1 protein-coding gene is annotated in these 505 nt (G+C 40.0%); it reads right to left on the reverse strand.

Annotation, left to right across the window (positions count from 1 at the left end; all coding sequences use genetic code 11):
• Nucleotides 1-505, reverse strand: a 505-nt coding sequence (locus tag FK268_RS26315) for a hypothetical protein (protein WP_205124555.1), incomplete at both ends; no start/stop codon positions are given.

Here is a 505-nt window from a genome sequence, read left to right on the forward strand (position 1 = left end):
TTGATTGCTTTTTCCTAAGTCATCTCTCCCATTAATTACAGAGCTATCCTCGTTAGTTACAGAGCTACCCTCATTAATTACAGTGCTCTGTTCATTAATTACAGAGCTACCCTCATTAATTACAGTGCTGAGACGATGTGTATTATCAAACACATCCTCAGGCTTCAGTACTTCTGTTCCACTTAATGTATAGACAGCTCCACGACCGCCGGTACTATTTAGAAAGCCTTCTTTTACCAAATGTTGTAAGTTACGAGAAATATCGACGGAATGACTTGTACTAATCGCCTGTAGACGAGTATGCGTTACAACTCCTTCAATTTTTGCAATCGCCAAGGCCACCCTCTCCTCTTCATTTAGTAACTTAAATTTCGAGCCAAACTGAACGGCTAATCGCTGCATTGTCTCTTGCGGAAATAAATCGATCATGGTTAGTTCTAATAGAGTTTGATTATTAGGTTCTCTTTTTTCACGCAAATATGGAGGCAACCAGTGCTGAGATTGC

The organism is Tsukamurella sputi, assembly GCF_007858445.1.
In the GTDB taxonomy this organism is placed as follows: Bacteria; Actinomycetota; Actinomycetes; order Mycobacteriales; family Mycobacteriaceae; genus Tsukamurella; species Tsukamurella sputi.